Here is a 24,736-nt window from a genome sequence, read left to right as displayed (position 1 = left end):
ACTCGCACATGAGTGGCGTCCCCGTTCCGGAGTCTCCAATGCCTTCGCCCTTCGCCGATATTGTCGACCTCCTGAATATCGTGCCCCAAGGCGATGAAGCCGCCGTGGCCGTGGTGCGTGCCCATGATGGCCAGCTCACCAAGCCGCCCGGGTCGATGGGCGAAATGGAGCGGCTGGTGGAGTTTCTCGCCCGCTGGCAGGGCAAGGGCCGCCCAACGCTCGAAAACCCGATGGTCGCGATCTTTGCGGCCAACCATGGCGTCACTGACCAGGGCGTGTCCGCCTTCCCGCGCGAGGTCACCGCGCAGATGGTCGCCAACTTCACCTCAGGTGGCGCAGCCATCAGCCAGATCTGCGCCCTGCACGAGTTGAACCTCAGGGTGTTCGAACTGGCGCTGGAATTGCCCACGGGCGACATCACTCAGACGGCGGCCATGGACGACAAGATGTGTGCCGCCACCATCGCCTATGGCATGGAAGCGATTGCGGGGAAGCCCGACCTCCTCGCTATCGGCGAGATGGGCATTGGCAACACCACCATCGCCGCCGCGCTCTACGCGGCGCTCTATGGCGGCACTGGCGCCGATTGGGTCGGGCGTGGCACCGGCGTTGACGATGCGGGCCTCAAGCGCAAGGCCGATGCCGTTGACCGCGCACTGGCGCTGCATAAGCCCGAACTCACCGACCCGCTCGCCATCCTCGCCCGCCTCGGTGGCCGCGAAATCGCCGCCATGCTCGGCGCTATCATCGCGGCGCGTCAGCAGAAGGTGCCGGTGATTGTCGATGGCTTTGTCGCCACCGCCGCCGCGGCCGTCGCCCATGCCGTCAATCCCGCAGCGATCGACCATTGCATCTTCGCCCACGTTTCAGCCGAACACGCCCACCGCGCCGTGCTCGAGAAGATGGGCAAGCGCCCACTGCTTGACCTCGGGATGCGCCTCGGAGAGGGGACTGGTGCAGCGCTGGCTGCCGTGCTCGCCAAGACCGCACTGCACCTCCATTCCAACATGGCGACTTTCGCCAGCGCTGGCGTCAGCGGCAAGGCGCACTAGTGAAGAGTGCTCAGCCGGCTTCGGAGTAAATCTCGAGTCCGCGCTTTTCGACCACCGGGGCCAGCGCATCCATGACGCGGGCGCGGGGGAAGGTGGCGATCACTTCGGTGCCGAAGCGCAGCTTCGAGAACAGATCGAACCGACCCTGGTGCAGTTCCATAATCTTCTGGACGATCGGTAGTCCCAGCCCGGCACCTTGCTCGGCGGTCTTTTGCGCCAGCGAGCCCTGGCCAAACGAGGACAGCACCGTCTCGATCTCGTCCTCGGGAATGCCCGGGCCGTTGTCCCGCACCGAGACCATCTGCCCGCCATCGCCCGAGCGGGTCACCATCAGGTGCACCTTGCCCGATTGCGGCGTGAACTTGATGGCGTTCGAGAGCAGGTTCAGCACCACCTGCCGGATAGCGCGCTCGTCGCCCCAGAGCTTGGGCAGGTTCTTGGCATAGCTCACCGTCAACTCGATGCCCTTGGCTTTGGCCCGGATCTCAAGCATGCGGCGGCAATCTTCGGCGACATCGGCCAGCGACACCGCCTCCTCGTTCAAGTCATACTTGCCAGCCTCGATGCGGCTGAGATCGAGCAGCTCGTTGATGAGGTTGAGCAGATGCAGCCCGGAGCTGTGGATGTCCCCCGCATATTCCTTGTATTGCGGGACCTGATGCGGCCCGAGCAGCTCGGATTTCAACACTTCGGAAAACCCGATAATGGCATTCAGCGGGGTGCGCAGTTCGTGGCTCATGGTCGCAAGGAACTGCGACTTGGCGATATTGGCCTGCTCGGCATGGCGCCGTGCCTCATCGCTCATCTCCCGCGCTTCCTCCAACTCATTGATCAGCGCATCCTTTTCCGATTGATGCGCAACCGTATCGAGTTCGGATTTGTAGAGTTGCTTGGCGAGGTAGACGAAGAAGATCTCGCCGCCGATGGTCACTGCCGCAAGCGACCAGTTCAGCAACCCGCCAGACATCAGCAGATTGATTGTCACCGTTGCCGCCGAGGGCAACGTGCTCATCAGCGTTGCGCCGGGCAACGTCCGCGTCGACACCGCGTTGGCCGCGACCCCGACCAGCGCCATGGCGAACATCGCCACGTGGAGGTTGATCGAGTCCGCCGCAACTAGGCTGAACAGCGACAGCATCGCCCAGGCGATGCCATTCACCGTCTCGGCGGCAATAAAGCTTGCTGTCCACCGCGCCGCATTGAACTTGCTGGGGTCCTCGCGCTTGAACTGGCGGCACACCAGGTACACGCCGGCATTGGCGAAGAGTACGAGGATCGCCCAGGCGGCAGCTGCCAGCGGCGTGACCCAGAGGCTTGAGAACAGCGCAAGGATAAACACTAGCCCGGCAATTGCAAACACGCCCGCTATACGGGTGTTGGCGTAGTCGTCGAGCAACTCGAGATCGAACGAGGCGCGCGTACCGGAACTGGAGGTGAGCCGCTGCCGCGCATCGAACACGGTTTTTTGCGAATTGCGTTTGAGCTCGCGACCCATCTGGGCGCGCACGTCACTGTCGTGCATCGCGGGCTTAAACGGCATAACGCAAAACTCAACCAACCACTTGCAGCGAACCAGAACGCGTTCGCAACGCTTGCGTAAAAACCCTATGCATCCCATGGTTAAGCAAGGGTGAACCAGCAGGTCCACGAATGCCGAAAACCCCAGCAAATCGGCGGCCATCCCGCATCACATCAGCGGCCATGCCGGTCTGGGCGACCGGCCGCCGCCGCGTGCTCACCGTTCGTCCCATGCGTCGGGTCTGGCTGTGGCTCCTCGCCGCGCTCGGCCTGATCATCGCGGCCTACCTCGGCACGCCGGAGACCCGGCTCGCCAACGGTTCTGGGCCGATCGCCGGAGCTGTAGACCGTGTCATCGACGGCGACACAATCGACCTCGCTGGGCAGCGCATCCGCCTCGCAGGCATCGATGCGCCGGAGCGCCACCAGACATGCGGCGCCGCCAATGGCGCGCGCTGGCCCTGCGGGGATACCGCCCGTATCCGCCTCACCGAACTCGTGCGCCGCCAGATGATCAACTGCCAGCCCCAAACTTACGATCGCTACGGCCGCCTCGTGGCGCGTTGCGAAATGGTGACAAATGATCTGGCGGGCCAGCTTGTTCGTGAGGGGCTGGCTCTGGCGACCGAAGGCTACGGACTCGAACAGGCCGATGCGATGCTTCACCATGCCGGCGTGTGGCAGGGTCCGTTCGAACGGCCCGCCGATTGGCGCAGGCGCGAGGGAGCAGGCAGTGAAGAGTCCGGTTCACCCAGCCGTTTCGATCGCTTCGTTGCGTGGCTTATCCGGCTTCTTGGGAGTTGACACGCGGAAGAGATTTGCGTTGTATCGCCCGCCAGACGGGGTATCGTTGCGCCGGCTTACGGTTTTAGACGTATATCCGAAATCTGATTTCAGGGGGCGATCATCGCTTTGGACAAGATAGACCGCAAGATTCTCGCGCTCCTGCAAAAGGATGCCACCACTCCGGTTGCAGAAATCGGTCGTAAAGTTGGCCTCTCTACCACCCCGTGCTGGCGCCGCATCCAGAAGATGGAAGAAGACGGCGTGATCAAGGGCCGTGTCGCGGTGCTCGATCCGGCTAAGGTCAATGCCGGGGTCACGGTATTTGTCTCAGTCCGAACCAACGAACATAACGAAGCCTGGATGCGCAAATTTGCGTCTGTGGTGGAGGACTTCACCGAGGTCGTCGAGTTTTACCGCATGAGCGGCGAAGTCGACTATTTGCTGCGCGTTGTCGTGCCCGACATCGGTGCCTACGACGCCTTCTACAAGCGCATGATTGCCAAGATCGCCCTCACGGATGTGAGTTCGTCCTTCGCCATGGCGCAGATCAAATACACCACCGCGCTTCCGCTGGAATTTGCCATCGTCACGGACGAAGACAAGTAGTCGGACAGTACCGGTCAGCCGCCTGTCACGCTCATGTGGCGTGACAGGGCAGGAGCGGTGTGGTCTCGGTCGAGCACGAAATCGTGCCCCTTGGGCTTGAGAAGCATGGCCTGGTCCAGCGCCGCATCGAGCGCCTCGGGCCCACCTTCCCTGATCGCCGCGCGGAGGTCCACCATGTCGTCCTGCCCAAGGCACATGTAGAGCTGTCCCGTTGCGGTGAGCCGCACGCGATTGCAGCTCTCGCAGAAATTGTGGCTCATCGGGGTGATGAAGCCCAGGAGCCCGCCGGTCTCCGCCACATAGTCATAGCGTGCCGGCCCGCCACTACGGTGCCCGGTCGGCTCCAGTGTGTACTTGGCGCCCAGCCGCTCCCGCAATTCCTTCAGCGGCAGGTAGCTGTCGACCCGGTCGATCCCGACTTCGCCCAGAGGCATCCCCTCGATCAGCGTCAGGCCAAAACCGCGACCATGCGCCCAGTGCAGCATCGGCTCGATCTCATCCTCGTTGACGCCCTTGATCGCCACCATGTTGATCTTGATTTTCAGCCCCGCATCGGCGGCCGCATCGATCCCGTCCAGAACATCCGTGATCCGACCCCGCCGGGTAATGTCGGCAAAGCGCTGCTCGTTGAGCGTATCCAGCGATACATTGAGCCGCTTGACCCCGGCGCGAGCCAGCCCATCGGCATAGCGGCGCAACTGGCTGCCATTGGTGGTGAGGGTCACTTCCTCGAGCCCGCCGCCGATATGTCCGCCGATCTTTTCGACCAGCTGCAAGATATCGCGCCGCACCAGCGGCTCACCGCCTGTCAGCCGCACCTTCCTGACGCCTCGGGCAACGAAGGCTGAAACGATCGTGTCGATCTCTTCAAAGCTCAGCACTTCGTTCCTCGGCAGGAACGTCATGTGCTCACTCATGCAGTAGACACACCGGAAGTCGCAGCGGTCCGTCACCGATACCCTGAGATAGGTAATCCGGCGCCCATAGCGATCAATGAGCGGTGCCGCTGTGCCTTTGGGCTCCAGATCGGGCTGTCGGATCAGGTTGGTGGTCATTCCCCTTACTAACGCCACGCGGCCGCTTTCGCCAAGCGGCGCTCAAACAAAAGTGCGCGCAAACAAAAACGGCCGGCCCGCATGGACCGGCCGCTCTCAAAACTGCGGAGCACTCTTACTGGTGAACAACCACCAGCGCACCAACCCGAACGCGCTCATAAAGATCAGCGACGTCTTCGTTGGTCAGGCGGATGCAACCGGAGGACACCGCCTGACCGATCGTCCAGGGCTCTGACGTGCCGTGGATGCGGTAGAGCGTCGACCCGATATAGAGCGCACGGGCGCCAAGCGGATTTTCCGGGCCGCCAGGCATATAGGCCGGCAGATCAGGCACGCGCTTGCGCATCTCGGCCGGCGGCGTCCAACCCGGCCACTCGGCCATGCGGGTGATCGTGTGCTGGCCGGACCAGCGGAACCCATCACGGCCAACACCGATCCCATACCGCAGAGCCTTACCATCGGGCAGGACCAGATAGAGCCGCCGCTCGCCAGTCTCCACGACAATGGTGCCGACTTTGAGATTGGTGTCGTAATCGACCGTTTCGCGAGGAATGGCGCTGCCGCGTTTTCCCTTTGCCACCTTGGCCACCGCAACTTCGGCAGGATCTTCCCAGCGGTTGGTTTCCGCGTTGTAGAACTTCAACGCGCTGGCTGGCGAGATCATCGAGAAGCTGACGATCGCTGACAGCAGCACGGCAATCAGAATTCTGAGCTTGGTCATTTGTATCAAACTGCGCCTCTTGACAGATTGGATGCCGAGCGCCTCGGGCCAATCGCTAAACTGCGTGATAAACTGTTCGGTGCATCGCGGAAAAGGCCCCGCGCCACGATTCCAACATACTGTGAACACCTAACCTGCATTGTGTTGCCATGAAGAGACAATTGCCGATCACCAATGCGTGAGGTGACGGCTTGACTTCCGGGGGCTCGCCCCTCTAGTTCCGAAAAACGTCTGGGGGCATCAATGGGCGAGGATTTCAAGCGATTGGCCGCGATTGCGGCGCTGGACGAAGTTCGGTCCGGCATGCGGCTCGGGTTGGGCACCGGCTCTACCGCCAGACACTTTGTCGATTTGATCGGTGAGCGGGTTGCCGCCGGCCTTGATGTTGTCTGCGTGCCCACCTCCGAGGTCACCGCCGCGCAGGCGAGGGCGCTCGGCATTTCGTTGACCGATCTGGAAACAACGCCCGAACTCGATTTGACCGTAGATGGCGCCGATGAAATTGGCCCCGGCCTAGCCCTGATCAAGGGTGCCGGCGGGGCGTTGCTGCGCGAAAAGATCGTCGCTGCCGCCTCGGCCCGCATGATCGTCATCGCCGACATCAGCAAGAAGGTCGCCGTGCTGGGCAAGTTCCCCCTGTCGATCGAGGCCAACCTGTTTGGGCTCGGCGCCACTTTCCGTCAGATCGAAAAGCTGCTTGTCACCATGGGTGCACAAGGCGGCCTTGTGCAGCGCAGACGCACAGACGGCAGCGCCTTTATTACTGATGGCGGGCACGTCATATTGGATGCATCGTTTGGCCGTATTTCCGATCCAGAAGCACTTGCCGATGCCCTGATCGACATTCCAGGTGTCGTGCAACACGGGCTCTTCATAGGCTTGTGTAAGAGGGCCTATGTCGCGGGTCCCGCTGGAATCGAGGTTCTTGACGCTTGAGTGCGTCACCGATAGCGGGCTAGTTAGGGGTGGACAACAAGATGACAGGCAACAAGCCGATGATTTCCAAACTCAAGCGCGCGCCGCTTATAGTCGCAGCGCTGCTCTCAATGATCCTGACCTCCTTCGTGTCACTCCCGGCCATCGGCCAGGAGATCTCGCCGGAGCATCTGGCGCTGGCGCGCAAGTATCTCGACCTCACCGATCATTCGGGTGTGTTCGAGGCAACGGTCGTGCAGGCCGGCATCAACACGTTCAAGACGTTGTCGGCGACGAACCCGGACATTACTGAGGCTCTCAACAAGGCGATCACGGATACGATCACAGAGTACAAGGGCCACAAGGGTGATCTGTTCGACCAGATGGCGCGCGTCTACGCCCTGACCTTCTCGCCCGAGGAATTGCAGCAGATCGTCGATTTCTACGGCTCGCCCATCGGCATGAAGCTCTCGAAAGCGAACGCCGAGCTTAATTCCACGATGCAGCGCATCATGAACGTCTACTCGGTGAACCTCAGCAGTGAGTTCTTCGCCAAGGTTCGTGCTGCCCTGAAGAAGGCCGGCGTCGACACTTGATCGATCGCACCCTATCTAGAGGGGGCCCTGCCTAGCGCGGGGCCCTTTTTGTTTGTGTCAGGCCCCTGTTGGGGCAGGGGATATCATGAGCTACGACTATGATCTCGTCGTCATCGGAGCCGGTTCTGGCGGTGTCCGGGCTGCCCGCATCGCCGCCGGCTACGGAGCCAAGGTGGCCATCGTCGAGGAATATCGCATCGGCGGCACCTGCGTGATCCGCGGCTGTGTTCCCAAAAAGCTCTACGTCTACGCCTCGCGCTTTGCGGACAGTTTTCAGATCGCCGGAAGCTTCGGTTGGACCGTCGATGCCAAGTTCGATTGGCCGACCCTTGTGAGCAACAAGGACAAGGAAATCGCCCGCCTCGAAGCCGCCTATGTGGCAGGACTGGAAAAGCCGGGTGTAGAGATCATCCGCGACCGCGCCACTCTCGTCGGTCCGAACACCATTCGTCTGGTTGCCGCCGATCGTGAACTGACGGCTGGAACCATTCTGATCGCCACGGGCGCACGCCCGTTCATTCCCGATATCCCTGGCAAGGAGATCGGCATCACCTCCAACGAGGCCTTCGACCTGCCCAGTCTGCCGCACTCGATCCTCATCGAAGGCGGCGGCTACATCGCGGTCGAGTTCGCGACGATCTTTGCCGGCCTCGGCGTCCACACCACCATTGTCTACCGCGGCGAGCGCGTGCTGCGCGGCTTCGACGAGGATATGCGCCTGGGGCTGGAAGCGGGTCTGCAGTCTCGCGGCATCCACCTGATGTACGAGACCACCATCACCGCGTTGCGCAAGGATGGAGATGACGTCGTTGCGCGCTTTGCCAATGGCGTCGAAGCCCCCTATGGCGCGGTGATGTTTGCCACCGGCCGCGTTCCCAACGTCAATGGCTTCGGCCTCGCCGAAGTTGGCGTCAAGCTCACCGACGGCGGTGCAATCGCGGTCGATGACCGGTCGCAGAGCTCAATTCCCTCTATCTATGCCGTCGGCGACGTCACCGGCCGGGCCCTCCTGACCCCCGTCGCCATCCGCGAAGGGCACGCCTTTGCCGATACCGTTTTCGGCAACAAGCCCACCATTGTCGATCACTCGATGATTGGCACCGCCGTGTTCTCCGAGCCTGAGATCGCCACTATCGGCTTCACCGAGACGCAGGCGGCGGCCAGAGGCGACATCGACGTCTATATCGCCCGCTTCCGCCCCATGAAGAACACCCTGTCGCAAAAGAGCGACCGCGTGATCATGAAGCTGATCACCGAGGCCAATGGGGGCAGGGTGCTCGGCCTCCACATCCTCGGCCCCGAGGCAGGCGAAATGGTTCAACTCGCTGCTGTCGCCATCGGCATGAATGCCACTAAGGCCGATCTTGACCGCGCGATCGCCATGCATCCCACCGCCGCCGAAGAACTGGTGACGTTCAAGGCCCCGACTTATGTCTACCGCGCCGGGGTAAAGCACTAGCGTTGCCGCGGCTTGGCAGCCACCCCATCCCCTGCTATGCCGCGCCAAACAGAGGTACGCGTTATGCCGACAAACACCTGGACGCCCACAAGCTGGAGATCGAAACCGATTTCGCAGGTGCCGGCCTATCCGGATTCGGACAAGCTCAGGTCGGCCGAAGCTCAGATCCAGAAGTTCCCGCCGCTGGTGTTCGCCGGAGAAGCGCGCGACCTGAAGCATCAACTGGCCGAAGTCGCCCGTGGCGACGCCTTCCTCTTGCAGGGCGGCGATTGTGCTGAAAGCTTTGCCGAGCACGGCGCCGACCACATCCGCGACTTCTTCCGCGTTTTCCTCCAAATGGCGGTCGTCCTGACGCACGGCGCCTCCAAGCCCGTCGTCAAGGTCGGCCGCATCGCTGGCCAGTTTGCCAAGCCTCGCTCCTCCGACACCGAAACCATCGATGGCGTGACGCTGCCGAGCTATCGTGGCGATATCATCAACGACATCGCCTTCACCGAGGCATCGCGCATCCCTGATCCCGAGCGCCTGCTGCTGGCCTACCGGCAGTCCGCCGCCACCCTCAATCTCCTCCGCGCCTTCGCCTCCGGCGGTTATGCCGACCTGACCCGTGTCCATGAATGGACCATGGGCTTCATGAAGGACACCAGCGCCTATCCGCGTTTCGAGGAGCTGGCCAAGAAGATCGACGACGCCATCGACTTCATGCGCGCCCTCGGCCTGACGCCCGACAACACGCCGTCGCTGCGCGAAACCAAGTTCTACACCAGCCACGAAGCACTGCTGCTGGGCTATGAAGAGGCGCTCACCCGTCGCGACTCCATCACTGGCGACTACTACGCAACCTCCGGCCACATGCTCTGGATCGGCGATCGCACCCGGCAACCCGATGGTGCGCATGTCGAGTACTTTGCCGGTATCAAGAACCCCATCGGCATCAAGTGCGGCCCGAGCCTCAGTTCGGACGACCTGAACCGCCTGCTCGACAAGCTCAACCCGCTCAACGAAGCCGGCCGCATCACGCTGATCGGCCGCTTCGGCTCCGATAAAGTCGCCGACCACCTGCCACGCCTGATCGAGACGGTGCAGCAGGGTGGTCGCATGGTCGTCTGGTGCTCCGACCCGATGCACGGCAACACCGTCAAGGCCTCCAACGGCTACAAGACCCGCCCGTTCGACCGCGTCTTGTCCGAGGTAAAGTCGTTCTTTGATGTGCATCGCTCCATGGGCACTTACCCCGGCGGCATCCACATCGAAATGACCGGCGACGATGTCACCGAGTGCACCGGCGGCGGCGTTTCTGCGGTAACGGAAGCCGATCTGAGCGATCGCTACCACACCTATTGCGACCCGCGCCTCAACGCCTCGCAGGCTCTGGAGCTGGCTTTCCTAGTGGCCGAGGAACTGCGTGCGCAACGTCCGGAGCGTTCGGCCAGGGTAGCGTTTGCCTGAGATCGCGGATTAACATTTTTAATAGCCAGTCGAACCACATCGACTAGTGTGACTTGGTGAAGTGGCGGGACATGGTGTGTCGCCACCTTGCAAGCATTGGCGGAGACCCACTTGCCCCATACGCTATTCCCCCGCGCCGATGCTGCCACCAAAGCGCGGCTCGAGGCGGACGAGTTGGTGCGGCTCGCTGATAATTTCGGCTGGGCGGAAACCGAACTCGGCCCCATCGCGACCTGGCCGGAGGCGTTGCGCGCGTCCGTACGCCTGATGATGGTGTCGGACGTTCCGATGGTTATGCTGGCGGGCGAGCGCGACGGCGTGCTGATCTACAACAGCGGCTACGCCCAGTTTGCCGGTGACCGCCACCCTCTGATCTTTGGCAAGCCAGCGCTTGAGGCGTGGCCGGAGATCGCCGATTTCAATCGCGAAGTCATGCGGCGCGGCTTCCTGGGAGAGTCCTGGTATGTAGCGGATCAGGAACTGGTCTTGAACCGGACCGGCCGCTTTGAACCGCTGTGGCTCAATCTCAACTACTCCCCTGTTCTCGACGAGAGCGGCACGCCACTCGGCGTTGTCGTCCTTGTGGTAGAAACCACCGCTCGTGTTCGCGCCGAGATGGCTCTCGCCAAGAGCCAGGAAAAACTCAACATGGCGCTCACCGCCTCTGGCATGGTGGGGACGTGGGATTGGGACGTTGGCGCAGACCTAGTCACCGCCGATGAGCGCTTTGCCCGCCTCTACTGCCTTGCACCTGACGAGGCAGAGCGTGGCTTCCCGATGAGCACGTTTCTGGCTGCCATCCATCCCGATGATCGTGAGAGGGCGCAAACCGAGCTGCAGGCTGCCGTCGCGACGCGAGGGCAGGCTCGTTTTGAGTTTCGGCTGCTCCAATCCGACGGGTCCATCCGATGGGTCGCCGCCTCGGGTGCCGTTTCATCGCCGAAGGGCCTGCGGTTTCCGGGCATCGTCGTTGATATCACCGAGCAGCGGCTCACCGCAGAACGCCTCGCCGAAAGCGAAGCCCGCTTCCGCACGCTCTCCGATGCCATGCCGCAGATGGTGTGGTCGACGCTCCCGGACGGGTTCCATGACTACTACAATGCGCGCTGGTACGAGTTCACCGGCGTCCCCGTTGGATCCACCGATGGCGAAGGGTGGAACGGCATGTTCCATCCTGAAGATCAGGAGCGCGCCTGGTCCGTCTGGCGTATGTCGCTTGCCACGGGCGAGCCGTATCGCATCGAGTATCGGCTGCGCCACCACAGCGGCGCCTACCGCTGGGTGCTCGGCCAGGCCTTGCCGGTTCGCAACGCTACCGGCGAGATCATCCGCTGGATCGGAACCTGCACCGATATCCACGAGGGGCGCCTCGCTGCAGAGGAACGCGAAATCATCGCGCAGGAGCTCAGCCACCGCATCAAGAACATCTTCGCGGTAATCGGCGGCCTCGTCAGCCTTGCCGCTCGCCAGCATCCGGAGGCCACCGCCTTCGCCGATCGCCTGCGAAGCCGGATTCTGGCGCTTGGTCGCGCCCACGATTTCGTGCGCCCCCACTCGCGCGCGTCGCAGCCGCGCTCCAACCCGAGTTCACTTAAGGCGCTGGTTCTCGAACTGCTCGACCCCTATCAGGACGCAGACCAGTCCCGTGTCACGTTTTCCGGCGACGACGCGACCATCGATGAGGGCGCGGCCACGCCGCTGGCCTTGCTCTTCCATGAGCTTGCCACCAATGCCGCCAAATACGGCGCTCTCTCCCGCCCAGAGGGACGGATCGAGATTGCGGCTTCAAGTTTCGGAGAAAACTACAGCCTTCACTGGCACGAACGCGGTGGTCCGGCCGTTGCAGAGGGAACGCAGGGGTTCGGCTCGCGGCTGATAAAGCTCAGCGTCGAGGGTCAGCTACGCGGCACGCTGCAACGCAACTGGACACCAGAGGGGCTGGATATTGACCTTGTCGTTCCGCTCGATGCGCTGAAGCGCCGAGCCGATCTCAGGCCGTCGCCTGAGCCGAAGGCCGATCAAAAAGCCTGAGGCGTCGGGGAGGGGTGACTGGTCCGGTCTGCCGACGCACCGACACGCAATAATCCAGCGCCTGCTTCAGCTCCTGGTCGTTCACCGGCTTGGGCAACACACCGATCGCCCCCGGCACGCCATCACCAAGCTGGGCTGGGTTGGCGGTCATATAGAGTACGGTCACGCCCCAAAGCGCCAAGTCGCGACCCAACTCGATCCCGGTCGGGCCGTCCACAAGGTTCAGGTCGACGAACGCCAGTTCGGCGTCCTTGGCCAGTTCCCTGGCGCGCTTGCTGTCCTGGGCCACGCCGATGGGCAGGTGTCCCATATCTTCGACGATGTTTTCGATTTCCATTGCCACGAGGATCTCGTCCTCAACGACCAATACCCGGCAACTCATAATCCTATTCCTGCACGATGATTTTCAGAGCATTTACACCATCCCAACTGTCTAGCGCGCCGATGGTTGCACCAATTTTACGCATACCAGCCGAGACCTTGGCGAACCGCTGCCATAGTTACCGGAACGTGGAGGGTCGGCGGCTGCAGCAACGGAAAGCTCCGATTGCATTTGCATCCAGCAACTGCGTTTAGCGGAACATTAACCCTAACGGGGCATGAATAGTGTCTCACACGCGTTTGTTTTGCGGAGTTCCCTATGTCCATCCTGGCCCCACGCCTTGCCACCAGCCTCGCCATTGTCCTGGCGGCGCTCGGCACCCCGGTCCTCGCAGCCGACTGGGCCGAGGATACCGACGACAGCGGTGGTTTCCGCGGCTCTTACTCCGACGAGCCCAAGGATTGGTCGGGACTCGGCGATCCCTCCGATGGCGTCCATCTCGAAACCGGCATTCGCTACTGGTATTCGATGGGCAAGCAGAACTTTCAATCGTTCGGCGCCGACTTCGAGAACAACGACAAGGCGTCTCTGGTCGAGCTCCACCTTCGGATCGACGACGACGCCAGCCGCACCTACATCACATCCAAGATCGGTTACTCCGCCGCCATCAACGGCACCTACACCGACGCGGACCACACCGACGCGACCATTTCCGATGGCAAGATCGGCTACGTCGGTGCCGATTTTGGCTGGAACGCCTTTGGCGATGGTCAGGGATCGGGAGTAGGGGTGTTCGCTGGCTACCAATACTGGAACGACTCGCCCCGCACGAGCCGCTCCAATTTCACCACCGCAAAGTCTGCGGAAGATGTGTCCTACGATCCCAGCACCGGCGAAGTCTTCCTGCCGTTTGACAGCGCCGATAACAATCTCGATCTCCACATGCTGCGCATGGGCGTCTCCGGTCGCGCTGAACTCGGTGGCATGTTCGACATCACGGCAGAAGCCGCAGCGATCCCTTACGCCTCGATCCACGGCATCCTCGGCGGCTCCGGCTTTGATCCGTCGACGACTACGCCGCTCGGCAACTACAGTTTCGTCAAATCGTCCGAAACCACCATTGATGGCTGGGGCTATGGCGCTGCGGGCGAAGTCATGCTGGGCATCACACCAGTCGAAAACCTGACGTTCCGCATTGGTGGGCGCGCCTGGTATGTCCAGGGCACGGCGGATCAGAGATACTCCGCAATCACACTGACCGACCCCAGCGACAGCGACGTCACCGCGGCGCCGAACTACGACACGCCGCCGACGGTCAGCAACCAGGGCTATATCGACACGGCCACACCCTTCTCGCTTTTCCGCTACGGCCTCCTCGCCGAGATGACCTACAAGTTCTGATCTTCGCGTTTTGCCGCGACCGGCTGTCCGCTTGCCCTCACCGGGGTGAGCGGATAAGTCTTGCCGCGTTCTCCCGACGCGGATTTTTCCAGTGACAGACCGTCTTCGCATCGCCCTCGCGCAGCTCAACCCGACCGTGGGCGCCATCGCGCAAAATCTGGCACTGGCGAAACAGACGCTGGCCGATGCAGCCGGGCAGGGCGCTGATATTCTGCTGTTTTCCGAGCTGTTTCTCACCGGCTATTTCCCCGACGACCTGCTGTTCAAACCGCGCTTTGTCGCCGACGCGATGGCCGCCGCCGAGGACTTCGCGAGCGCCACTGCCGGCACCACCGTCACAGCTATTCTGCCCACCGTCTGGCGAGAAGACGGAAAGCTCTTTAACGCCGCGCTGGTCTGCGAGAACGGCGGCATCACCGCCCGTCGCTACAAGCGTGAACTGCCCAACGACGACATCTTTTACGAGAAGCGCTACTTCGAGCGCGCCGACCTGCAGGAGCCCGTGACCATCAAGGGCATTTCGATCGGCATTCCGATTTGCGAGGACGTCTGGCACCCCGACGTTTGCGCCCATCTGGTCAACAACGGCGCACGCATCCTGCTCTGCCCCAACGGCTCGCCCTATTGGCGCAACAAGCAGGCCACCCGCTACAAGCTGGTCAAGGACCGCGTCGCCGAGGACAACGTGCCGCTGCTCTACCTCAACCAGGTCGGCGGCCAGGATGAACTGGTATATGACGGCGCGAGCTTTGCTATGGAGCCCGGCGGCCGGCTGGTAGTCCAGGCCAAGAGCTTTGAGCCGGAACTGCTGATGTCGAACTGGGCGCGCACTGCCGACGGCTGGCGCTGCAGCGACCCCCATGTCGCCCCGCTCTCCTCGGTCGATGAAGCACCGTGGCGCGCCTGTGTCATGGGCCTGCGCGACTATGTGAAAAAGAACGGCTTCAAGACCGTGGTGCTGGGCCTTTCGGGCGGCATCGACAGCGCAGTGGTCGCCGCCATGGCCGTCGATGCCATCGGCGCCGACAATGTGCACTGCCTCATGCTGCCCTACCGCTACACCTCGCCCGAGAGCCTTGCCGACGCGCACGATTGCGCCAAGCGCCTCGGCGTGCGCTACGACGTGGTTTCGATTGGCGACCCGGTGGAGGCTGCCCTTGCCGAACTTCAGCCGGTGTTCGGCAACCGGCCGCTCGATCTCACTGAAGAAAACATCCAGTCGCGCATGCGCGGCGTTTACCTGATGGCGGTCTCCAACAAGCTCGGCTCGCTCCTCCTCACCACCGGCAACAAGTCCGAGATGGCCGTCGGCTACGCCACCATCTATGGCGACATGAACGGCGGCTTCAACCCGATCAAGGACATGCTCAAAATGCGTGTCTACGAACTGGCCGACTGGCGCAACAAGCACCGCCCGGCAGATTGCCTTGGTCCAGATGGCGAAGTCATTACCCAGAATATCATCGACAAGGCGCCGACCGCCGAGCTCCGCCCCAACCAGAAGGATCAGGACTCGCTCCCGCCCTATCCGATCCTCGACGAAATCCTCGTCGGTCTGGTCGAGCAGGAACTGTCGGTCGCTGAAGTTGTGGCAAAGGGTGCGGGGCGCTTCGATCTCGCGCTGGTCAAGCGCATCGAAAAGCTCCTCAACATCGCCGAATACAAGCGCCGCCAGTCCGCCCCCGGCGTCAAGATCACCCGTAAAGCCTTCGGCCTCGGCCGCCGCTACCCCATCACCAACGGCTATCGCGACGAACATACGAAGGTTGAGGCCGTTGGCACGATCAATAGCAAGGGTCTCGAATGAGAGTGGGTGTCGCCACCACCCGCCACAAACGCGATCAGCACCTCCCCCTTGACGGGGGAGGCCGGGAGGGGGTGTGCAGCACACTCGATAAAAGAGAGTGCCCATGATCACCGTCCGCTACGCCCCATCCCCCACCGGCAAGCTCCATCTCGGTAACGCGCGCCCGGCCCTCATCAACTGGCTCTTCGCCAAGGCCAATGGCGGCACCTATGTGCTCCGCCTCGATGACACCGACACCGCCCGCTCAACCGAAGGCTTCGCAAAGGGCATCGAAACCGACCTCACCTGGCTCGGCGTCACCCCCGACCTCAAGGTCCGCCAGTCCGACCGCACCGCGCTCTACGATGCGGCGCGCGACAAGCTCGTTGCCTCCGGCCGGCTCTATCCCGCCTACGAAACCGAGGAAGAACTCGAAATCAAGCGCGGCCGCGCCCGTCTCCTCGGCCGCCCGCCCGTCTATGATCGCACCGCACTCGAACTGACTGCGGAGGACAAGGCGAAGCTCGAAGCCGAGGGGCGCAAACCGCATTGGCGCTTCAAGCTCGATGGCAAGCCGGTGCACTTCACCGACCTGATCAAGGGTCCCCAGACCGTCAACACCGCCTCGATGTCCGATCCGGTGCTGATCCGCGCCGATGGCAGCTATCTCTATACGCTTCCCTCAGTGGTTGATGACATCGACCTCGCCATCACCCACGTCATCCGCGGCGAAGACCACGTCTCCAATACCGGCACCCAGATCGAGATATTCGAGGCGCTTGGCGGCACCGTGCCCGCTTTCGCGCACCACAACCTCCTGACTGGTGCCGATGGCGAAGGCCTCTCCAAGCGCATCGGCTCGCTCTCCCTCGAAGAACTTCGCGTCGCCGGTTACGAGCCCATGGCCGTCGCCATCATGGCCACCCTCACCGGCACCAGCGTCGCCCTCGAGCCCTATCCGGACCTCGCGAGCCTCGGCAATGCGCTGACGCTCTCCATGATCTCCCATGGCTCGGCCCGCTTCGATCCTGCGGAACTCGATAGTCTCAACGCCCGCATTCTCCACCAGATGCCGTTCGAAACCGCCGCATCGCGCCTAGCCGCGCTCGGCATCACATCCGAACCCGTCTGGCTGGCCCTGCGCGGCAACCTCAAGCGCTTCGACGACATCGCCGATCTCAAGACCCTGATCGACGGCCCTGTCGCCTCGGTGATCGCTGACGAAGATCGTGAGTTCATCGCCAAGGCCGGCGAACTGCTCCCCGCAGAGCCTTGGGATCTCTCCACCTGGGACCTCTGGACCGCTGCCCTCAAGTCAGAAACGGGCCGCAAGGGCAGGGGGCTGTTTCACCCGCTGCGGCTCGCACTCACCGGCCGTGAACAGGGGCCAGAGCTTAGGTCCCTGTTGCCGCTGGTTGGGCGTAAGGCGTCACTGGCCCGACTATCCTGACGCGTTTGCCGCCGATGCTCACCACCTGCTGCGGCGCCCCCGTCGCTGCCGGCGCCGTCACCACCGCTACTGGCTTCGGCGTCTCGCCGGGCGCCGCCGGACGCACGCGCGGCATCGGCACATCGACATAGGCCTCTGCGACCTGGATTGGGGCCTGGATGATATTGGTGGTGCGCCCACGCGGATCACGCACCGGCAACGGAAACGTCGCGCCCTCGAAGTCGATCATCGCGCGCGTCGACCCATCCGGTAACTGCGCCAGCGAAATTGCACCGCCATTCTCCGTCGTCACGCACTTGCTCGTCGTGTCGAACTCGGTGCGGAACTTGAACGCCGAAGGCAACGATGAATAGCCTTCGCCAAACTGGTTGACTGCCTGCGCCGGCTCCTGCCCGGGGTTGTCGTAATAATAGAGGTCCACATCGAGGCTCGGGCATTGCGCCCGGCACTGCTCGGCATCGTTCCCCACATAGTCGACCAACGTCGAATAGCTGATCGGCCAGTAGAATCCGTCCGATTTCCGTACGCAGAGCGTGCGCACAGTGTGATAGTCGCCATAGGGGTTGAACTCGTCGCCGCGCACTTCGGCATCGGCGCCGCCGTTGATCCCATCGTTGATGGCCCCAAACAACTGCTCGAAGAGGTTCCCCCGGCTGGTGCGGTTCACATTGGCGCTCGACCCGCCATCGCAGTCAAACCGCGCCATCTCCTGCAAAACCGCTTCGCGCTGCTGCGACACGGCGTCAGCCGTATCGACTGCCTTGCTGACGTTTTCGAGGTCCTTGCGGCCCTGAAGGATGGTCTTGGCGAGTGCCCGGCACTCCGCGTTGAGTTTCCGCCCCGCCTTGGCGTCGTCATTGCAGCCCTGCCGCACATACGAGCTCTCGGAGCGTTGCAGGTCCCGTTGCATCCGCTTGGCGTCGCCGCGGTTGCCGTTCGATTGCTGGAAATCGTTGTTGCGCTCCAGCGTCTGCAATGTCGCCTGCAGCCTCGCGCAGCTATTGGCCTGCGCATAGGCCGTGGTCACATCCGCCAGCACCCCGGCAAACGCCGCGAGCGCGAGGATCAGCACCTGCAGTACATATGTGTTGACGCGAGCCATCGCCGGAAACCCTATTTGCAAGCTCCCTTATCTCCCCAATGCGCCTAAAGCGAGGTCCTAAGCCGAGGATTCGTCCGCAACGCTATCACAGCCTCACCTCTCCGATCGGCACGTCAGATTGCCACACGAGATAACGCAGCTGTGAAGATCCTGTTGCCGATTTTGACCCGATTGCCGATGTCATTTTCACATCATGCCGCTAACGTTTCAGCTATCGATTGCCAACCTCGCGAAAACGCTGGCAAAACTGCCGCCGACCCTATCGTCAATAACCACCGGAGCCTTTGATGCGTCTCAAAATTCTCGCCGTTGCACTCGCCGGCCTTTCCCTGGCTTCGGTCGCGGCTATCGCAGTGGCGCAGGACGCGGTTGTCGATCCGGCCATCGCCACCATGACCCCCGACCAGAAGGTAGCGACCCGTCAGGCGGCCATGAAGGAAGACGGCGGCATCCTCAAGGGCGCAGCCAAGCTCACCGGCGCGGATGCTGAAGCCGCTGCCGACACCCTGATCAAGAATTTCACCAACTTCCCCGCCTACTTCACCGCCGACACCAAGGACGTGGCGGGTTCCGAGGCCCTGCCGGCGATCTGGGACAATGTCGATGCATTCGACGCCATATTCGCCAAGGCCTTAGAAGGCGCCAAGGCCATGAAGGTCGCGGCGACGGCGGGTGATGCGGCAGCTTACGGCGTAGCCATGAAGACTATCGGCGGCACCTGCGGCGAGTGCCACCAGACCTACCGCGGCCAGTAAGTATCAGGCAAAAATGTGAAGGGCGGTCCGCTTTCGGGCCGCCTTTTTCGTTTCAATGCGTTTGGCCACGCTGGGGAAATATGGTTAGGTGCGGCCCACCGCGCCAGAGGCGCCCCCACTCCTCGGAGAGCCTGACATGACCTTCCGCATCGCCCTTGCCATCCTGGCAGGCTCGCTCACCATCGCCCTCTCGGCGCCCGTTTCGGCGCAGACCCCGGCCGATTTCACCAAGTTTTCCGAAGCCTGCCTTGGCGCGCAGACCTTCCTGATCGGCGAAGTCCCCGAGGGCACCGACCCCACGACCATCCTCACCCCGCTTTGCGCCTGCATTGTCACCGCCTTCGCGCCTCTCACCCAGCCCGAAGTCGATATGCTTGCCGCCGATCTCCGCGGCGAGTCGACCGAAGAGACTCACGCGGCCTATACCGACTACGCCGCCCTTGAGAACAAGGCCCGCGATGGCCTCACCAGCTGCTTTTCGAACCCCGAGATCCAGTCGTTGATGCCGGCAGCGCCTGCCGCTCCCGCCGCTCAGTAATCGAGCCGGGGCGAGCGCGGCGGAACCCCGCGCTCGCCCCTTGATTTCCCGCGCCATTGCAGTCAGATTGCCGCCCATGAAAACCGGCACCGCGATCTGTATTTCGGTCTGCATTATTATCCGCTAGGCATCTGCTGGCGGCGCGGTTTTCTTCATCCTGAAAATTTATTCCCGAAGAACCGGCCGCGAGCGTTCAACAACGTGCGCGAAGGAATTGGGGCTTTGGGCGAAACGACTTCATTGCGGCTCTACAACACGCTGACCCGGACCAAGGAGGTTTTCGCCCCCATCGATCCGGCCAATGTGCGCATGTATGTCTGCGGCCCCACCGTTTATGACTTCGCCCACATCGGCAACGCCCGCCCGGTCATCGTCTTCGATCTGCTCTTCCGCCTACTGCGCCATCTTTATGGCGCCGAGCACGTCACCTACGTGCGCAACATCACCGACGTCGACGACAAGATCAACGCCCGCGCCGTCCGCGATTTTCCCGGCCTGCCGCTGAACGAGGCGATCCGCAAGGTCACCGAAACCACCGCCGCGCAGTACCAGAAGGATACGCTCGCGCTGGGCGCACTCGAGCCCACTGTCCAGCCGCGTGCCACCGACAACATCCCGCAGATGCAGTCGCTGATCACGTCGCTGATCGGCAGCCGCCACGCCTATGAGGCGGCCGGCGAAGTGCTGTTCGACGTCAGCTCCATGCCCGATTACGGCAAGCTCAGCGGCCGCAACCTCGACGAAAATCTCGCCGGCGCCCGCATCGCCGTCGACGCCCACAAGAAGAACCCCGCCGATTTCGTCCTCTGGAAACAGTCCTCGGCCGAAGAGCCCGGCTGGGACAGCCCCTGGGGCCGCGGCCGCCCCGGCTGGCACATCGAATGCTCGGCGATGAGCGAGCGCTACCTCGGCCCGGTCTTCGACATCCACGCCGGCGGCCTCGACCTCATCTTCCCCCACCACGAAAACGAAATCGCCCAATCCCGCTGCGCCCACGGCACCCTCGTGATGGCCAACTACTGGCTACACAACGGCTTTTTGCAGGTCGAAGGCCAGAAGATGAGCAAGAGCCTCGGCAACTTCATCACCATCGATGACGTCTTGCGCACAGAAGTCCCTGTTCTGACCGCCGTGCCCGGCGACCACTTCGAACTTCGGCACACCTGGAATGGGCTGACGGCGCGTCTTTCGATGCTGCAGACGCACTACCGCGAACCCATCGACTGGACTGAGAAACGCTTCGACGCGTCCAGAGAGGAACTGATGGGCTGGTACGAGACGCTTCGCGATGTGTCATTCGACGCTGGCGTAACCTCCAAAGCAGCCCCGCAAGTGTGGGCCGCTTTGGCGGACGATCTCAATGCTCCTCTCGCAATTTCTCATCTGCGAGCCGCCGCAAAAACCAACCCACGCGCACTGGGGGAAGGGATGATGGCGTTGGGGTTACTGGATGCCAGCCTCATCGATCGCGACGATCTACTGCTTTTCGACCGCCAAGCGGGGGCCGACGACGGGCAAGTGCAGGAGAGCATCGCCGCCCGCCTAACCGCCCTCAACACGCGCGACTTCGCCAAAGCCGACCAGATCCGCAACGACCTCCTCGCCCAGGGCATCCAGCTCATGGACTACAAGGACGAATCCGGCCAGCGCCAGACCAAATGGGAGGTCAAGCGGTGACCCCCCACCCCCACGCGACCACAACACCGCCCCCTCCGCGATCGCCTTCTCCCCCTGTGGGAGAAGGTGCCCGAAGGGCGGATGAGGGGTTGTCTCCCCCCGCTCCGCCGTCCCTCGCTACGCTCGAGCCGCGCGACGAAATCGTCGCGGACCCCTCATCCGGCGCTTCGCGCCACCTTCTCCCACAAGGGGAGAAGGGGCAGCCGAGAGCGCAGCGCAAAGTGGTGGAAGCGAAGACACGGAGCTTTGCAAAGCGGCTCCGCTCCGCCGCCACCCCACACGAGGAGTTGCTTTGGCATTTGCTTAGGGATCGCCGGCTGGTCGGTTACAAATTCAGGCGGCAAGTGCCTGTCGGGCCGTACATCGCTGACTTTGCCTGCCATTCGGCTCGGCTGATCATCGAACTCGACGGCAGCCAACATGCCGAGAGCCTTCGCGACGAGAAACGCGATGCGGTTCTTCGCGCGCACGGCTACCGCATCCTCCGCCTCTGGAACAACGACTTGACCAAGAACCGCAACGGCGTGCTCGAAGCAATCTGGCAAGCTTTGCAGCCTTCCCCTCACCCGCCCTTCGGGCACCCTCTCCCTCAAGGGGAGAGGGATGAGGCGGCGCCATCTCACCCCACCGTTCTTCCCTCTCCCCTTGAGCGAGAGGGTGGCGCGTCAGCGCCGGGTGAGGGGACGGATAGCCAATCGCACCTCGGAGCATCAGCATGACCACCCTCGACCACATCTCCGTCTCCACCGCCGATTACCCCACCTCGCTCGCCTTCTACCAAGCCGCGCTCGCGCCGCTTGGTGTCACCACGCACATGAAGTTCGAAGGCCCCGATGGCAACGTCGCCGGCCTCGGTTCCGATCAGCCCTTCCTGTGGATCGGTGACGGCGGAGCGCTGACCGGGCGCTTGCATATCGCCTTGCGCGCCGACAACCGCGCCCAGGTTGACGCCTTCTATGCCGCAGCGATGGCAGCGGGCGGGCGCGACAACGGCGCCCCCGGCCTTCGCGCGCACTACCACCCCAGCTACTACGCCGCCTTCGTCCTCGATCCCGATGGTCACAACATCGAGGCGGTCTGCCATGTCCCCGAGTAAGGCGCCGCTGACCGGCGGCTGCCAGTGCGGCGCCGTGCGTTTCCGGGTCGGCCGTCTCGGCCGTGCCTCGATCTGCCATTGCCGCATGTGCCAGAAAGCTTTTGGCAGCTTCTTCGGCCCCTTGGTCACCGCGCACGATCTCGTCTGGACCCGCGGCGCTCCGGCCTGGTTTCAGAGCTCCGATCAGGTCCGGCGTGGCTTCTGCGCCGCCTGCGGCACACCGCTCGCCTACGACTACGGTGATCCCGCCGTCGAAGTCGCCATCGGCGCGCTGGACGACCCCGAACGCGCTGCCCCGGTCCTGCAGGTCAACCCGCACGACAAGCTCAGCTTTTTCGACAGCCTCACCGCGCTGCCTACCCGCCGGCCGGGCGAAGCCCCCGGCGCCGACGCGTTCGTTGCAAAGATCGTCAGCCACCAGCACCCCGACCACGACACCGAAACCTGGCCCCCCGCAAAAGGCGCTTCCGCGTGACCACCCTTCGCACCTACTATCCCGAGATCGAACCCTACGCCTCCGGCCACCTCGATGTCGGCAACGGCCACCAGGTCTATTGGGAACGCATCGGCACGCCGGGTACCAAGCCTGCGGTGTTCCTCCACGGAGGGCCGGGCGGCGGTCTATCGGTCAACCAGCGCCGCGTCTTCGATCCGGCCCGCTATGACGTCCTGCTGTTCGATCAGCGCGGCTGCGGCAAATCCACCCCGTTCGCCAGCCTTGAGCACAACACCACTTGGGACCTCGTTGCCGATATCGAGCGGCTGCGCGACATGGTCGGCGTCGACAAATGGCAGGTCTTTGGCGGCTCCTGGGGCTCGTCGCTGGCGCTCGCCTACGCCCAGACCCACCCCGATCGCGTCACCGAACTGGTGCTGCGCGGCATCTTCGCGCTCCGCCGCTGGGAGCTCCAGTGGTACTACCAGCACGGCGCCTCGTTGCTTTTCCCCGACAAGTGGGAAAAGTTCGTCGCCCCCATCCCCGAAGCTGAACGCCACGATATGATCTCGGCCTATCGGCGTCGCCTCATCAGCGACGATCGCGCCACCCGCCTCGAAGCCGCCCGCGAATGGTCGCGCTGGGAGGGTGAGACTATCACCCTGCTGCCCGATCCCTCGGTCAGCGACGCCTTTTATGGCGAAGAGTTCGCGCTGGCCTTTGCCCGCATCGAAAACCACTACTTCGTCCATGAGGGGTGGCTTGAGGAAGGCCAGTTGATCCGCGACGCGCACAAGCTCCGCGACATCCCTGGCGTCATTGTCCAGGGCCGCTACGATATCGCCTGCCCGCCGCAGACCGCGTGGGATCTCCATCGCGCTTGGCCCGAGGCCGAGTTCATCATGGTGGAAGGGCAGGGCCATGCCCTGAGCCAGCCGGGCATTCTGCATCACCTGATCGAAGCGACGGACCGTTTTGCCGGAGGGGCTAAATGAACGAAGACTACCGGTTCCGCGAGTATTCCGGCGGCTGCCAGTGCGGCGCCGTGCGCTTTCACGCCACCCAGTTGGTCGACAACCCGCACCTTTGCTATTGTCGCATGTGCCAGAAGGCGACCGGCAATCTGTTCGCGGCGCTCGTTGGCATCCGCTACGAACACCTGACGTGGACCCGCGGCACCCCCGCGCGCTTCCGCAGCTCGGGAGAGGTCGATCGCGGCTATTGCAGCGACTGCGGCACCTCGCTGTTTTACCATAACACCGAAGGCAAACACGTCTCGATGTCCATCGGCGCCTTCGACACGCCCCACCTCATCCCCGTGCTCTACCAGATGGGCATGGAGGGCAAGCACCCCTCGCTGGTTGCGCTCGATAGCGTCGAGGTCGTCGGCACCACCGAAGACTCAAACGACCCGACCTGGTGGACCGCCATCCGTCAGACCAGCCACCAGCATCCCGATCACGACACCGAAACTTGGCCAACCGACGGGGGTGGATCGTGAGCGAGTTTGCCACCGGCGGCTGCCAGTGCGGCGCCGTCCGCTACCGCTTTAGTCTCCCGTTTGAGGAAGTTAGCCTCTGTCACTGCCGCATGTGCCAGAAGGCGACCGGTGGCTTGTTCGGCGCCTTCGCCGGCGGCTTCCGCGGTAATTTCGAGGTGACCCGCGGCACGCTGAACCTCTTTCGCTCGTCCGACAGCGTTGAGCGCGGCTTCTGCGCCACCTGCGGCACGCCGCTGACCTTTGCGCGGGTTGGCGGCAAGCGAATCAGCGTCACCATGGGGTCGCTCGACCATCCCGAGGCGTATCCGCCGACCGAGCAGGCCGGCTGGACCGGACATCTTGCCTTTGTCGGTGCCCTCGCCGAGCTTCCGAACATCCCGCCGATCGAGGACGTGGCCCCAGACCTCGCGGCCACCATCCGCGCCAGTAATCACCAGCATCCCGACCACGACACGGCTGAATGGCCGCCCCGTCACTGAGTACC

At 63.0% G+C, this 24,736-nt stretch carries 25 protein-coding genes; 20 read left to right on the top strand and 5 right to left on the bottom strand.

Annotated features, from left to right (window positions below; genetic code table 11):
- Window positions 1–38: 38 nt before the first annotated feature.
- Window positions 39–1,052, top strand: a complete 1,014-nt coding sequence (cobT, locus tag ACO06J_RS09905) for a nicotinate-nucleotide--dimethylbenzimidazole phosphoribosyltransferase (RefSeq protein WP_421760542.1) — start codon at window positions 39–41, stop codon at window positions 1,050–1,052.
- Between the two features lie 10 nt (window positions 1,053–1,062).
- Here the strand turns inward: cobT and ACO06J_RS09900 are convergent, their stop codons facing one another.
- Window positions 1,063–2,592 (bottom strand): ATP-binding protein, encoded by a 1,530-nt coding sequence (locus ACO06J_RS09900; protein ID WP_421760541.1) that lies wholly within the window; start codon window positions 2,590–2,592, stop codon window positions 1,063–1,065.
- 110 nt (window positions 2,593–2,702) lie between these two features.
- Between ACO06J_RS09900 and ACO06J_RS09895 the strand changes: the two genes are divergently transcribed.
- Both ACO06J_RS09895 and ACO06J_RS09890 read left to right on the top strand, forming a co-directional pair.
- Complete coding sequence (locus ACO06J_RS09895) at window positions 2,703–3,374, top strand: thermonuclease family protein (protein ID WP_421760540.1); 672 nt, start codon at window positions 2,703–2,705, stop codon at window positions 3,372–3,374.
- Between the two features lie 108 nt (window positions 3,375–3,482).
- A complete protein-coding gene (locus ACO06J_RS09890; protein WP_421760539.1) occupies window positions 3,483–3,962 on the top strand; it encodes an Lrp/AsnC family transcriptional regulator in 480 nt (159 codons plus the stop codon).
- Window positions 3,963–3,976: 14 nt separating this feature from the next.
- Here ACO06J_RS09890 and moaA read toward each other — a convergent pair whose 3' ends face one another.
- Window positions 3,977–5,017 carry a GTP 3',8-cyclase MoaA gene (moaA, locus tag ACO06J_RS09885; protein WP_421760538.1) on the bottom strand — a complete coding sequence of 347 codons (1,041 nt, stop codon included), beginning with the start codon at window positions 5,015–5,017 and terminating at the stop codon, window positions 3,977–3,979.
- Between the two features lie 115 nt (window positions 5,018–5,132).
- Entirely contained in the window at window positions 5,133–5,738 is a 606-nt protein-coding gene (locus tag ACO06J_RS09880) for a L,D-transpeptidase (RefSeq protein WP_421760537.1), read from the bottom strand.
- A gap of 243 nt (window positions 5,739–5,981) precedes the next feature.
- Here ACO06J_RS09880 and rpiA point away from each other — a divergent pair, with 243 nt between their 5' ends.
- The 5 genes from rpiA to ACO06J_RS09855 all read left to right on the top strand — a co-directional run bounded on the left by rpiA (window position 5,982) and on the right by ACO06J_RS09855 (window position 12,188).
- Window positions 5,982–6,674, top strand: coding sequence for a ribose-5-phosphate isomerase RpiA (rpiA, locus tag ACO06J_RS09875; protein ID WP_421760536.1), 693 nt, complete (start codon window positions 5,982–5,984; stop codon window positions 6,672–6,674).
- Between the two features lie 41 nt (window positions 6,675–6,715).
- On the top strand, window positions 6,716–7,249 hold the full coding sequence (locus ACO06J_RS09870) for a DUF2059 domain-containing protein (protein ID WP_421760535.1): 534 nt from the start codon (window positions 6,716–6,718) through the stop codon (window positions 7,247–7,249).
- An 82-nt stretch (window positions 7,250–7,331) separates the two neighbouring features.
- Window positions 7,332–8,708, top strand: coding sequence for a glutathione-disulfide reductase (gene gorA, locus ACO06J_RS09865; RefSeq protein WP_421762485.1), 1,377 nt, complete (start codon window positions 7,332–7,334; stop codon window positions 8,706–8,708).
- A gap of 63 nt (window positions 8,709–8,771) precedes the next feature.
- The gene (locus tag ACO06J_RS09860) at window positions 8,772–10,157 is read left to right on the top strand and encodes a class II 3-deoxy-7-phosphoheptulonate synthase (protein ID WP_421760534.1); all 1,386 of its coding nucleotides are present in this window, start codon (window positions 8,772–8,774) and stop codon (window positions 10,155–10,157) included.
- 111 nt (window positions 10,158–10,268) lie between these two features.
- A complete protein-coding gene (locus tag ACO06J_RS09855; protein WP_421760533.1) occupies window positions 10,269–12,188 on the top strand; it encodes a PAS domain-containing protein in 1,920 nt (639 codons plus the stop codon).
- On the opposite strand, the gene ACO06J_RS09850 is transcribed toward ACO06J_RS09855, so the two are convergent.
- Window positions 12,148–12,570, bottom strand: coding sequence for a response regulator (locus ACO06J_RS09850; RefSeq protein ID WP_421760532.1), 423 nt, complete (start codon window positions 12,568–12,570; stop codon window positions 12,148–12,150). The genes ACO06J_RS09855 and ACO06J_RS09850 overlap by 41 nt on opposite strands.
- Window positions 12,571–12,828: 258 nt before the next feature.
- On the opposite strand from ACO06J_RS09850, the gene ACO06J_RS09845 reads away from it, so the two are divergent.
- The 3 genes from ACO06J_RS09845 (at window position 12,829) to ACO06J_RS09835 (ending at window position 17,147) form a co-directional block, all read left to right on the top strand.
- Entirely contained in the window at window positions 12,829–13,911 is a 1,083-nt protein-coding gene (locus ACO06J_RS09845) for a hypothetical protein (RefSeq protein ID WP_421760531.1), read from the top strand.
- Window positions 13,912–14,002: 91 nt separating this feature from the next.
- Window positions 14,003–15,718: an NAD+ synthase gene (locus ACO06J_RS09840; protein WP_421760529.1), complete on the top strand. Its 1,716-nt coding sequence runs from the start codon at window positions 14,003–14,005 to the stop codon at window positions 15,716–15,718.
- A gap of 103 nt (window positions 15,719–15,821) precedes the next feature.
- Window positions 15,822–17,147: a glutamate--tRNA ligase gene (locus ACO06J_RS09835; protein WP_421760527.1), complete on the top strand. Its 1,326-nt coding sequence runs from the start codon at window positions 15,822–15,824 to the stop codon at window positions 17,145–17,147.
- Here ACO06J_RS09835 and ACO06J_RS09830 read toward each other — a convergent pair.
- A complete protein-coding gene (locus ACO06J_RS09830; RefSeq protein WP_421760526.1) occupies window positions 17,092–18,249 on the bottom strand; it encodes a DUF2865 domain-containing protein in 1,158 nt (385 codons plus the stop codon). The genes ACO06J_RS09835 and ACO06J_RS09830 overlap by 56 nt on opposite strands.
- Before the next feature lie 287 nt (window positions 18,250–18,536).
- Here ACO06J_RS09830 and ACO06J_RS09825 point away from each other — a divergent pair, with 287 nt between their 5' ends.
- From ACO06J_RS09825 to ACO06J_RS09785, 9 genes are all read left to right on the top strand, one after another.
- Window positions 18,537–19,004, top strand: a complete 468-nt coding sequence (locus ACO06J_RS09825; protein WP_421760525.1) for a c-type cytochrome — start codon at window positions 18,537–18,539, stop codon at window positions 19,002–19,004.
- 136 nt (window positions 19,005–19,140) lie between these two features.
- Window positions 19,141–19,542, top strand: a complete 402-nt coding sequence (locus tag ACO06J_RS09820; RefSeq protein ID WP_421760524.1) for a hypothetical protein — start codon at window positions 19,141–19,143, stop codon at window positions 19,540–19,542.
- A gap of 222 nt (window positions 19,543–19,764) precedes the next feature.
- Window positions 19,765–21,219 carry a cysteine--tRNA ligase gene (gene cysS, locus ACO06J_RS09815; protein ID WP_421760523.1) on the top strand — a complete coding sequence of 485 codons (1,455 nt, stop codon included), beginning with the start codon at window positions 19,765–19,767 and terminating at the stop codon, window positions 21,217–21,219.
- Window positions 21,201–21,938 carry an endonuclease domain-containing protein gene (locus tag ACO06J_RS09810; RefSeq protein ID WP_421760522.1) on the top strand — a complete coding sequence of 246 codons (738 nt, stop codon included), beginning with the start codon at window positions 21,201–21,203 and terminating at the stop codon, window positions 21,936–21,938. The genes cysS and ACO06J_RS09810 overlap by 19 nt, the downstream gene beginning before the upstream one ends.
- A complete protein-coding gene (locus ACO06J_RS09805) occupies window positions 21,935–22,315 on the top strand; it encodes a VOC family protein (RefSeq protein WP_421760521.1) in 381 nt (126 codons plus the stop codon). Before ACO06J_RS09810 ends, ACO06J_RS09805 begins: the two co-directional genes overlap by 4 nt.
- Complete coding sequence (locus tag ACO06J_RS09800; protein ID WP_421760520.1) at window positions 22,302–22,790, top strand: GFA family protein; 489 nt, start codon at window positions 22,302–22,304, stop codon at window positions 22,788–22,790. The genes ACO06J_RS09805 and ACO06J_RS09800 overlap by 14 nt, the downstream gene beginning before the upstream one ends.
- Window positions 22,787–23,746: a prolyl aminopeptidase gene (gene pip / locus ACO06J_RS09795; RefSeq protein WP_421760519.1), complete on the top strand. Its 960-nt coding sequence runs from the start codon at window positions 22,787–22,789 to the stop codon at window positions 23,744–23,746. The genes ACO06J_RS09800 and pip overlap by 4 nt, the downstream gene beginning before the upstream one ends.
- Window positions 23,743–24,252: a GFA family protein gene (locus ACO06J_RS09790; RefSeq protein ID WP_421760518.1), complete on the top strand. Its 510-nt coding sequence runs from the start codon at window positions 23,743–23,745 to the stop codon at window positions 24,250–24,252. The genes pip and ACO06J_RS09790 overlap by 4 nt, the downstream gene beginning before the upstream one ends.
- Window positions 24,249–24,731 carry a GFA family protein gene (locus tag ACO06J_RS09785; protein ID WP_421760517.1) on the top strand — a complete coding sequence of 161 codons (483 nt, stop codon included), beginning with the start codon at window positions 24,249–24,251 and terminating at the stop codon, window positions 24,729–24,731. The genes ACO06J_RS09790 and ACO06J_RS09785 overlap by 4 nt, the downstream gene beginning before the upstream one ends.
- Window positions 24,732–24,736: the final 5 nt, after the last annotated feature.

The sequence above is a fragment of the Devosia sp. genome, assembly GCF_965229025.1.
Lineage (GTDB): Bacteria > Pseudomonadota > Alphaproteobacteria > Rhizobiales > Devosiaceae > Devosia_A.
Note: the sequence above shows the minus strand (reverse complement) of the source record. Positions and strands in the feature narration are given on the sequence as shown.